Source organism: Microcystis sp. LE19-41.2A (assembly GCF_027530405.1).
Lineage (GTDB): Bacteria > Cyanobacteriota > Cyanobacteriia > Cyanobacteriales > Microcystaceae > Microcystis > Microcystis aeruginosa.
Map to the genome: position 1 here is coordinate 1 of NZ_JAPZQJ010000251.1, position 8763 is coordinate 8763.

General features: G+C 44.8%; 9 protein-coding genes and 1 pseudogene. 8 read left to right on the forward strand and 2 right to left on the reverse strand.

The genetic code is table 11. The features are described from left to right. The 6 genes from O9290_RS11080 to O9290_RS11105 all read left to right on the forward strand — a co-directional run. On the forward strand, positions 1-574 hold a 574-nt coding region (locus tag O9290_RS11080; protein ID WP_288087049.1), incomplete at its 5' end, for a DUF2887 domain-containing protein. A 117-nt stretch (positions 575-691) separates the two neighbouring features. Further along, entirely contained in the window at positions 692-3526 is a 2835-nt protein-coding gene (locus O9290_RS11085; protein WP_288056113.1) for a CHAT domain-containing protein, read from the forward strand. 3 nt (positions 3527-3529) lie between these two features. Further along, on the forward strand, positions 3530-4114 hold the full coding sequence (locus tag O9290_RS11090) for a hypothetical protein (RefSeq protein ID WP_008198186.1): 585 nt from the start codon (positions 3530-3532) through the stop codon (positions 4112-4114). Positions 4115-4121: 7 nt separating this feature from the next. Then, on the forward strand, positions 4122-4430 hold the full coding sequence (locus O9290_RS11095; RefSeq protein ID WP_288056115.1) for a hypothetical protein: 309 nt from the start codon (positions 4122-4124) through the stop codon (positions 4428-4430). A gap of 142 nt (positions 4431-4572) precedes the next feature. Beyond that, on the forward strand, positions 4573-4851 hold the full coding sequence (locus O9290_RS11100; RefSeq protein WP_288056117.1) for a UPF0175 family protein: 279 nt from the start codon (positions 4573-4575) through the stop codon (positions 4849-4851). Continuing rightward, the gene (locus O9290_RS11105; RefSeq protein WP_002797557.1) at positions 4848-5318 is read left to right on the forward strand and encodes a PIN domain-containing protein; all 471 of its coding nucleotides are present in this window, start codon (positions 4848-4850) and stop codon (positions 5316-5318) included. The genes O9290_RS11100 and O9290_RS11105 overlap by 4 nt, the downstream gene beginning before the upstream one ends. 115 nt (positions 5319-5433) lie before the next feature. Here the strand turns inward: O9290_RS11105 and fabI are convergent, their stop codons facing one another. Further along, a complete protein-coding gene (gene fabI, locus O9290_RS11110; RefSeq protein WP_002740281.1) occupies positions 5434-6210 on the reverse strand; it encodes an enoyl-ACP reductase FabI in 777 nt (258 codons plus the stop codon). A 214-nt stretch (positions 6211-6424) separates the two neighbouring features. Between fabI and ntcA the strand changes: the two genes are divergently transcribed. Together ntcA and O9290_RS11120 are read left to right on the forward strand one after the other, a co-directional pair. Next, on the forward strand, positions 6425-7102 hold the full coding sequence (gene ntcA / locus O9290_RS11115; protein WP_002793163.1) for a global nitrogen regulator NtcA: 678 nt from the start codon (positions 6425-6427) through the stop codon (positions 7100-7102). Positions 7103-7109: 7 nt separating this feature from the next. After that, positions 7110-8597: a DUF3084 domain-containing protein gene (locus O9290_RS11120; RefSeq protein WP_288056119.1), complete on the forward strand. Its 1488-nt coding sequence runs from the start codon at positions 7110-7112 to the stop codon at positions 8595-8597. A 13-nt stretch (positions 8598-8610) separates the two neighbouring features. On the opposite strand, the pseudogene O9290_RS28185 reads toward O9290_RS11120, so the two are convergent. After that, positions 8611-8763, reverse strand: a pseudogene (locus O9290_RS28185) (Uma2 family endonuclease); the annotation flags it as partial.

The window sequence follows — 8763 nt, forward strand, 5'->3', positions numbered from 1 at the left end:
TATAGAGCGATATAGAGAGCTATTACAAGAAACAAGAGTACAAAGGATTTATCTCGAGGAATTAGCCGAGAGTCCACCAGATTCGCTCGGATTAGCGACGCTAGAGTTAGTAAGCTTACCCGAAGCGCAAGTGATCAACCGGGGAAGGGAGTTAATCGTGCGAGTGAGGGAAACGGGGGTAGAAAATCGCCCACAGGAACTTTTAGAATTGATAGAGACGATTTTGATTTACAAGTTGCCGCGGATTAATCGAAAGGAGATAGAAGCTATGTTTAGTTTAAGCGAGTTAAGACAGACGCGTGTGTTTCAGGAGGCCCTAGAGGAAGGTCGCCAAGAAGGTCGCCAAGAAGGTCGTCAAGAAGGTCGCCAAGAAGGTCGCCAAGAAGGTCGCCAAGAAGGTCGCCAAGAAGGTCGCCAAGAAGGTCGCCAAGAAGGGGAAATCATCGGAAAATTGGCTTCTGTTCCCTTATTATTGCGAGCGGGGGTTAATCCCCAAGAAATCGCCGCTTCTCTGGGATTATCTCTCGAACAGGTCTTAGAATTGGCTCGCTCGCTGGAAGATAGCGATCGCTAGGATATTTTCAGAAGTTCGATTGCTGATTTCCCCTTTTAGGACGAGTATGAACCCCGAAAGGGACGACTTTCGGCAGTAGAGATATAATTTTCTTATCTTCTTTCCCCCCTTTCTTCGATGCTATCCCTACTAAAAAAGCTCTGGAATTGGCTAAAATCGCTCTTTATTGCCAGTCCAAAGGCAATTAACCCCAAAGAAGTCAAAAATACTCCTCCAGAACCCAGCGATGGGGAATATGAAGGGATATTGATGGGGTTATTCGAGCAGGTGGCAGCGGGAACCACTACCGGCGGGTTACGGGGATGGCTATACAGTCGCCATTGTAACGATAAAAAGCTGGCGCGGTGGTTAGAGGTCAAAAGCGAGGAATGGCTACAGTATCCGGAAGATTATCAAACTTTAGGGCGGGATCTGGCGGCTTTAGGCAAGGTGATGACGGGAAATCTGGGGGAAGTGTCCCAACGGATTAGCCTCCAGTTGCGCGACGCGGTGAGGGATGTTTCCGGTGTGGAGGAGGAAAATCTAGGCCCAAAGGAGACGGATTTAACGGAAGTGGTTCAGGATGCCGAATTCTGGTTTGTGCAAGGATACCAGAAATACATGAATGGGGATTTTATTGGCGCGATCGCATCCTTTGATCGAGCTTTAGAAATTAAACCCGATAAGCATGAAGCTTGGAACTACCGAGGGATTGCGTTAGATGATTTAGGCAGATTAGAAGAAGCGATCGCATCCTGGGATCGCGCTTTAGAAATGAAACCCGATTACCCTAATGCTTGGAGCAGCCGAGGGATTGCGTTACTTAATTTAGGCAGATTTGAAGAAGCGATCGCATCCTTCGATCGAGCTTTAGAAATTAAACCCGATTACCCTAATGCTTGGGTTAGCCGAGGGGTTGCGTTAGTTAATTTAGGCAGATTTGAACAAGCGATCGCATCCTGGGATCGAGCTTTAGAAATTAAACCCGATTTCCATCTAGCTTGGTACAACCGAGGGGTTGCGTTAGATGATTTAGGCAGATTGGAAGAAGCGATCGCATCCTACGATCGAGCTTTAGAAATTAAACCCGATGACTATTATGCTTGGAACAAGCGAGGGATTGCGTTAGATAATTTAGGCAGATTTGAAGAAGCGATCGCATCCTACGACAAAGCTTTAGAATTTAAACCCGATTACCATGAAGCTTGGTACGGCCGAGGGTGGTCCGTTTGTTCTCTGAGTAAAAATCGCGTTTCTACTCCCAGTCTAGAAGCTCTCATTTATCGTAAACCGATAGTAGCCCTTAATGACCGAGAACCCCATATTTTCGCCCTCCGGGAGGCACTTCCCCACCTCATTCAAGGATCGCCTCCGTGGGGGCAAATTTATCGCTATCTAGGGGAAGCTTATCTGAAACATTCCCGATATAAAGAGAATGCTAGTCCCTATTGGCGCGAAGCAATCCGACATTATCAAATCGCTTTACCGATTCTCAGCGAAAAAGACTTCCCCGAAGATCATTTAGAAATTCTGCAAGGATTGATCCGCGCTCATCTTTCCCTACAGGAAATCCCTGAAGCGCGATTCTATCAACAACAGGGGCGCCACCTTTTCACCCGACTACGCGCCCAGAAACGCGATAAACCCGCTTTTGAGGCAAAATTCAGCAGTTTTAGTCACCTAGAAATCGATTTACTGATCGAGGAAAATCATCCCCTAGACGCAATTGAACAGGCAGAATTTTATAAAAATCGTTGTTTGACTTGGATTCTCGATAGTTGGCAAGAAAACCCCACCAGTCCCGATTATGCCACTATCCAAAGCCTGACAGGTCCGAATAAGGCGATTATTTACTGGTATCTCAGCGAGGACAATCTCACCACCTTTATTATCACCGCAGAGGCTGATCCCGTCATTCTAGAGCCAGAACAGCGCCGTCAACCAGCGCGACAGTTTCGGACTTGGTTAACTGAATGGGATAAACAATACCTTGACTATGCCAGTAAAAAAGAAACGGAGAATAAACAAAATCACCCCTGGAGATTGTCACTTAACAGCCGTTTTGCCCAATTAAAACGGATTTTACAGATCGATAAAATTCTCGAACCTTTGCCGGTTTCCGTTGATTCCCTGATTCTCATCCCCCACCGGGATCTGCACCGCTTCCCCCTACATACCCTCTTCCCCGAAAAATACACCGCCACCTATCTCCCCTCTGCTCAGGTCGGTTTGCGTACCCAGTCCGGCGATTCCTCCTATTCTCCCCTCCTCAGCGTCGAAGACCCCAAAACGGAACAAAAACCCATGGATTTCGCCCAACTGGAATCAGCGATTATTAGCCATATCCTGCAACCGAGCCAGAGAATCAGCCCGGAAAAGGCCTCACGGGAAAACGTCCCCAAAGCCCTCGAAAATGCCCATAAAACCTTTCATTTCACTGGTCACGGCTTTTATGACTCTTTTCGTCCCCAAGAGTCTGCGATCGCCCTTAGCGATGGTTTATTAACTGTCCGGGACATCAACAAGCTCAACCTCTCTAGTTACCGTCTCGTCTGTCTGGCTGCCTGTGAAACCGCTCTCACCGGTAAGGATGGTATTACTACCGAATACGTCGGCCTCGTCAGTGCTTTCTTGGCAGCGGGTGCGACTAATGTGGTCAGTACCCTCTGGCCGGTGAAGGAGATTTCTAGCGCTTGGTTTATGGTTAACTTCTATCAAAGATTATTAGCGGGTGAATCCCCAGCCCTAGCTTTGAAAAATACACAAAATTGGTTAAAAAATATCACTTGGCAGCAACTAGCTCACTGGATCGAGCAACTTGGACAACTTCCCGACCTAACAGAAGGGGTCGATCGACTGGAGGCGCGGGCGGCGAATATTTTAAAGGAAGGCAGTACAATAGGGCTAGATCAGCTAACAGAATACAGTGATCCTTACTATTGGGCAGCCTATACCCTGACTGGACAGGACTAACTTATGGAAATCCCCAAAGCAATTATCGATCTTGAAGCGCTGCTAATCGCCCTCGCACAGCAGACTGAACCTTTGCCAGAATATCTACAGCGATCGCTCAAAGAAATTGAACGATTATTAAGGGAAGAACAACCCCAGGCAGCAACACAATTGCGGCAACTTGTCAAGGATTTTCCCCCCCTAGAAAAAGCTTATAAAAAAGCGATCGAAGAATTAGACGCAGCCTATGCTAACCAAGAACGCACCAAAAGTTTAAGCGTCATTTTTCCCGATAGTTTAGATTTCGAGTCCCTATTTATTAATGATGTTATTCCTAGCCAAGATTGGGTAAAAACTGCCCAAAAATTAGCTGGATCCCCCCTGCCCCCCTTGATAAGGGGGGTGCCGACAGGCGGGGGGATCCCCCTTGATCACGAGGGTGCTGATTCCCCTCGATTTTGGGATAAAGCCGATCGCCTGATGGTGGTAACGGTGGGAGGTGCGGCCCTAGGGGGATCGATTGCGGGAGTTTACGGTGCGGTTATTGGTGCGATATTAGCGGCGGGCTGCGGATGGTATATTACCTTTAGGAAAGCAAAATCAGCATAAATTTTTGATGAAGATTGTTAACATTGAAAACTTTCTTTTGTTAATCGGAACCTTGGTCATTACCGCAAGCGTGGCGCTGGTTACAAAAAAACAGCCAAGACGAGGAAACAATAAATCTTATCTAGAAATTCTTTTCGTTTCTGGGTTAAGTTTATCGGCTGTATTGGCAATATCTAAGGTGGTCTATAAAGTGTTAACCGATGAAAATTTTCAGAATTGCCTTGGCGAGGATAGTCAAATCCTTCTTTTGTTAGCTGCTGTTCTCGGTATCTATATTTCTCTTAAAGAGATTTGTAAATTATTTGAAGCGAAGTAATAGAAATGCCAGCTTTATCGATATCCAAAAGTTATACTAAATCCTGTTGAGAAGGTGTAGAATAGGCGTTGGGTTTCATGCTTCAATCCAACCTATGTTCTATAAACATTATCGGTAAACCCAAAAAAAAGGAAGCTAAATCATGAAAATTACTATCGATATTCCCGATGAATTGCTTCAACATTACAACTACAATAATATTACCCGTGAAATTTTAGAGGCTTTGGTGGTGCAGGCCTACCGAGCGGAAAAAATCACCAGTGCTGAGGTCGGAAGTATTTTAGGTCTATCTTCTCGTTGGGTGGTGGATGCTTTTTTGAAAAACCATGATGCCGATTTACATTACGATGAAGTCGATCTAGACAGCGATCGCAAAACTCTTCAGCAACTTCGCAACAAACACGATCATAGTCTTTTATGATAGTCGTTTCTGATACCTCACCTATCAACTATTTACTGCTCATTGACCAGATCGACCTATTCCCCCGCTTATTTGGACAGATTATCATTCCCGATGTGGTTCGCGGTGAAATGCTTGATGCAGATGCACCGGCCATTCTTCAGCAATGGATCGCCAATCCACCCTCTTGGCTTATCATTGAGGCTGTTCAAACGATTGATGAAACCCTAAATATTCTCGACCCCGGAGAACAGGCCGCTATCACCCTCGCTCAAACCTTACCCGCCGATTTGCTGATTATCGATGAACGCTTGGGTCGGCGAATTGCCAGCGAGCGGGGAATTCCTATTATTGGCACTCTCGGAATTTTAGACGACGCATCAAGCCGAGGCTTAATCGAGCTTTCAGATACTATAGCCCGACTACAACAGACTAATTTTCGCATTTCTCACCGCATAATTGAGAAATTGCTTGAAAATAGGGAATAAATTGTTAAAAAACTAAACGAACCTTCAGTCCGATCGCAATTAACCCCAAAGAAGTCAAAAATCCCCCTTCAGAACCTCGTGACACTAATAACTAATAACTAATAACTGAATAAAACTACATTCCCATAATTTCGTAACCGGAATCTACATAAATAATCTGACCAGTAATACCACTAGAAAGATCACTGGCTAAAAAAGCGGCCGTATTTCCCACCTCAATTTGTGTCACCGTGCGATGTAAAGGAGCGATTTCTTCCACATGATGGATCATATCAAGAATTCCCCCCACGGCCGAAGATGCCAAGGTGCGAATTGGACCGGCGGAAATACCATTAACTCGGATCTTTTGGCCACCTAATTCGGCGGCTAAATAGCGAACACTCATTTCTAAACCAGCTTTTGCCACCCCCATTAAATTATAGTTAGGAATTACCTTGACACCGCCGAGATAGGTAAGAGTGATAATACTTCCCCCTTCCGTCATCAAGGGTTTAGCCGATCGCGCTAGACGGGTTAGGGAAAAAGTGCTAATATCTAGGGATTTAGTGAAAGCTTCCCGAGGGATGGCGGTAAAATCGCCCGTTAAACCCTCTTTATCGGCAAAAGCGAGACAGTGAATCAAAATATCCAGTTTGCCCCATTTTTCCGCCACTGTAGCGAAAGTATCTTCTACCTGTTGGTCATTTTGGACATCGCAGGGGACATAAAAAGCGGGATTAAGTTCATCGGCCAATTCTCGCACTTTTTTCTCAAAACGGCCCTTTTCGTCGGGGAGATAGGTGACACCGATATTTGCACCAGCTTGATGGAGTTGTTGGGCAATTCCCCAAGCGATCGAGCGATTATTGGCAATCCCCGTCACTAGGGCGTTTTTTCCCGTTAAATCTAACATAGTTCTCGTTTCTCTTACAAAAATCTCCCCAATAGCCGACCCCAGCGAGATTCGGTATAATAGGGATACAGATAACGGGGCAGCAATGATCACCCCTCCCCCATTGTCTGGCAAAAAGCGCCCAAAACTTTTCCCAGTTTAGGGAGCGGTTATGTTTAATAGAGGTGACACTCGTTGCATAATAAAAACAATTTTCCCCTTTTTTGGATGTGAGATGGACTTATCCCTAATACAAGATAAACCCCTAGCAGATGTGTTCCGTCGAATCGGCAGCGGCAATTTCCCCCCGGTGGTGGAATTGTTCGAGCGTGGCAAAACGATCTTTTTCCCTGGAGATCCCGCCGAAAGAGTCTATTTTTTGCTGAAAGGAGCCGTTAAGTTGTCGCGAGTCTATGAAGCGGGAGAAGAAATTACCGTGGCTCTACTGCGGGAAAATAGCGTCTTTGGTGTGCTATCCTTACTCACCGGCCAGCGATCGGATCGTTTTTATCATGCCGTGGCTTTTACTCCGGTAGAATTACTCTCGGCCCCGATCGATCAGGTAGAAAGATCCCTCCGCAATAATCCCGATTTATCAATGTTGATGTTGCAGGGGTTGTCCTCGCGGATTCTGCAAACGGAAATGATGATCGAAACCTTGGCTCACCGGGATATGGGTTCCCGTTTGGTCAGTTTTTTATTGATTCTCTGTCGTGATTTTGGGGTTCCCACCACCGATGGCATCCGGGTGGATCTAAAATTGTCTCACCAAGCGATCGCAGAAGCGATCGGTTCTACCCGCGTCACTGTCACCCGTTTATTGGGAGAGCTGCGGGATCAAGAAATGGTCTCAATTTACAAGAAGAAAATTACCGTCCATAATCCCGTCGCTCTCAGTCAACAATTTACTTAAATTCTGGATGACTAGCGCTTATATTTTGGTTTTGGCCATCGTGGTTTTAGGTGGTCTGATAGCGGCGGTTGGCGATCGCATAGGGAGCCGTATCGGTAAGAAAAGGATGCGTTTATTTAATCTGCGTCCGAAACAAACCGCAACTTTGATGACGATTGTAACGGGAATTTTGATCGCCGGTTCGACTTTAATTGTCTTGTTTGCTTCTAGTAAATCCCTGCGTCAAGGGGTTTTTGAACTGGATCGTCTTTTAAATGAACGTCGTGCCGCTATTAAGGATTTGGAAAGACAGGTGAGAAAAACCACCGAGCAAAAAAATCAGGTGGAAAAGGCTTTAAAAACGGCTAAAAGTGAACAGATAGCTGTGCAGAAACGTCTAGAGGTTCTTAACAAAAATTATCAAGCTTCTCGTCAACGTTTGCGATTAGTTTCGGGACAGTTGGAAAAGTTTCGCAAGGAAGTGGCTAATTTAAACAATGAACGAGTTATTTTAACTAATCAAAAGGCACAGTTAATCAGTCAACGGGAGCAATTGTCCCAACAAAAATCAATTCTTTCTAGTCAGATAAATCAACTACAAACCACCGTTCAACTTAGAGATAAAGAGTTAGCTAATCAACAAAAGTTATTAACAACCAGACAAGCGCGACTTCAACAGTTGGAAACTCAACAAAAAACCCTACAGCTAGAAATTGATCGCCGGGATCAACGTATTGGAGAACTCGATCGCTCGATCGTCGATAAAAATTTAGCTTTGGAACAGCGCGAGGGAAAATTAAAAGATTTAGAAACCCAAATGGCTTTTCTTAAGCGGGAAGTGGAAGTTTTAGAACAATACTATCAAACCTATCAAGAATTGCGGGAAAAACAAATCGCTATTTTCCGGGGACAGGTGTTATCTTTTGGAGCTTTTCGTATTGTTGATCCCCAAGCTATTGTCACCGTTATCGATAAATTATTGCGAGAAGCGAATATAAATGCTATCCGCGCCACCCAACCAAATCAGCCTAATTTTGACCAGCGTTTAGTTAAGATCACAAAAGCACAGGTAGAACAGTTAAGTCAACAATTACAGGACGGTAAAGAATATGTGGTGAGAATCCTTTCAGCAGGTAATTATGTCTTAGGAGAAAGCGAGATTCGTGTCTTTGCTGATGTGGTTCCCAATCAAAGAGTTTTTGAGGAGAAACAGGTAATCGCTGCCGTTTCCATTGATCCCCAAAATATGACAGAAGAAGACCTACAAAAGCGCTTAGATTTACTCTTAGCTTCGGCTCAATTTCGCGCTAGAAGTGCGGGAGTTTTAGGGTCAATTCAGGTGGAAGATGGTTTATTAACTACGGTAGTTAACTTTATTGGTCAAGTCAAAAAGTCGGGTAATTCTATCGAGACACTTGAGGCAATTGCCGCTAGTAAAACTAATACGGCTGGCCCCTTAACTTTGCGTTTAGTGGCGGTAAAAGATGGTAAAATTGTTTTTAGTACGTCCTCTTAAAAGATAGCTAAAGTTAGGAGTTGAGATTAAAATCAATTCCTTCGTAAATATCGGCAAGATTTAAGCTAATTCCTAAAGAATCTAGGGATATAATTCCCCTGGCTGGGGTGTATTCTTGCAGTAACCAATTATTCTCTGAGGTTTTGCTATAGGATTCTATTAGTAT

Bases quoted from the DNA above. Each gene is read 5' to 3' on its own strand.
- O9290_RS11085 (WP_288056113.1), top strand. From the start codon at position 692: ATGCTATCCCTACTAAAAAAGCTCTGGAATTGGCTAAAATCGCTCTTT.
- O9290_RS11090 (WP_008198186.1), top strand. From the start codon at position 3,530: ATGGAAATCCCCAAAGCAATTATCGATCTTGAAGCGCTGCTAATCGCC.
- O9290_RS11095 (WP_288056115.1), top strand. From the start codon at position 4,122: ATGAAGATTGTTAACATTGAAAACTTTCTTTTGTTAATCGGAACCTTG.
- O9290_RS11100 (WP_288056117.1), top strand. From the start codon at position 4,573: ATGAAAATTACTATCGATATTCCCGATGAATTGCTTCAACATTACAAC.
- O9290_RS11105 (WP_002797557.1), top strand. From the start codon at position 4,848: ATGATAGTCGTTTCTGATACCTCACCTATCAACTATTTACTGCTCATT.
- fabI (WP_002740281.1), bottom strand. From the start codon at position 6,210: ATGTTAGATTTAACGGGAAAAAACGCCCTAGTGACGGGGATTGCCAAT.
- ntcA (WP_002793163.1), top strand. From the start codon at position 6,425: ATGGACTTATCCCTAATACAAGATAAACCCCTAGCAGATGTGTTCCGT.
- O9290_RS11120 (WP_288056119.1), top strand. From the start codon at position 7,110: ATGACTAGCGCTTATATTTTGGTTTTGGCCATCGTGGTTTTAGGTGGT.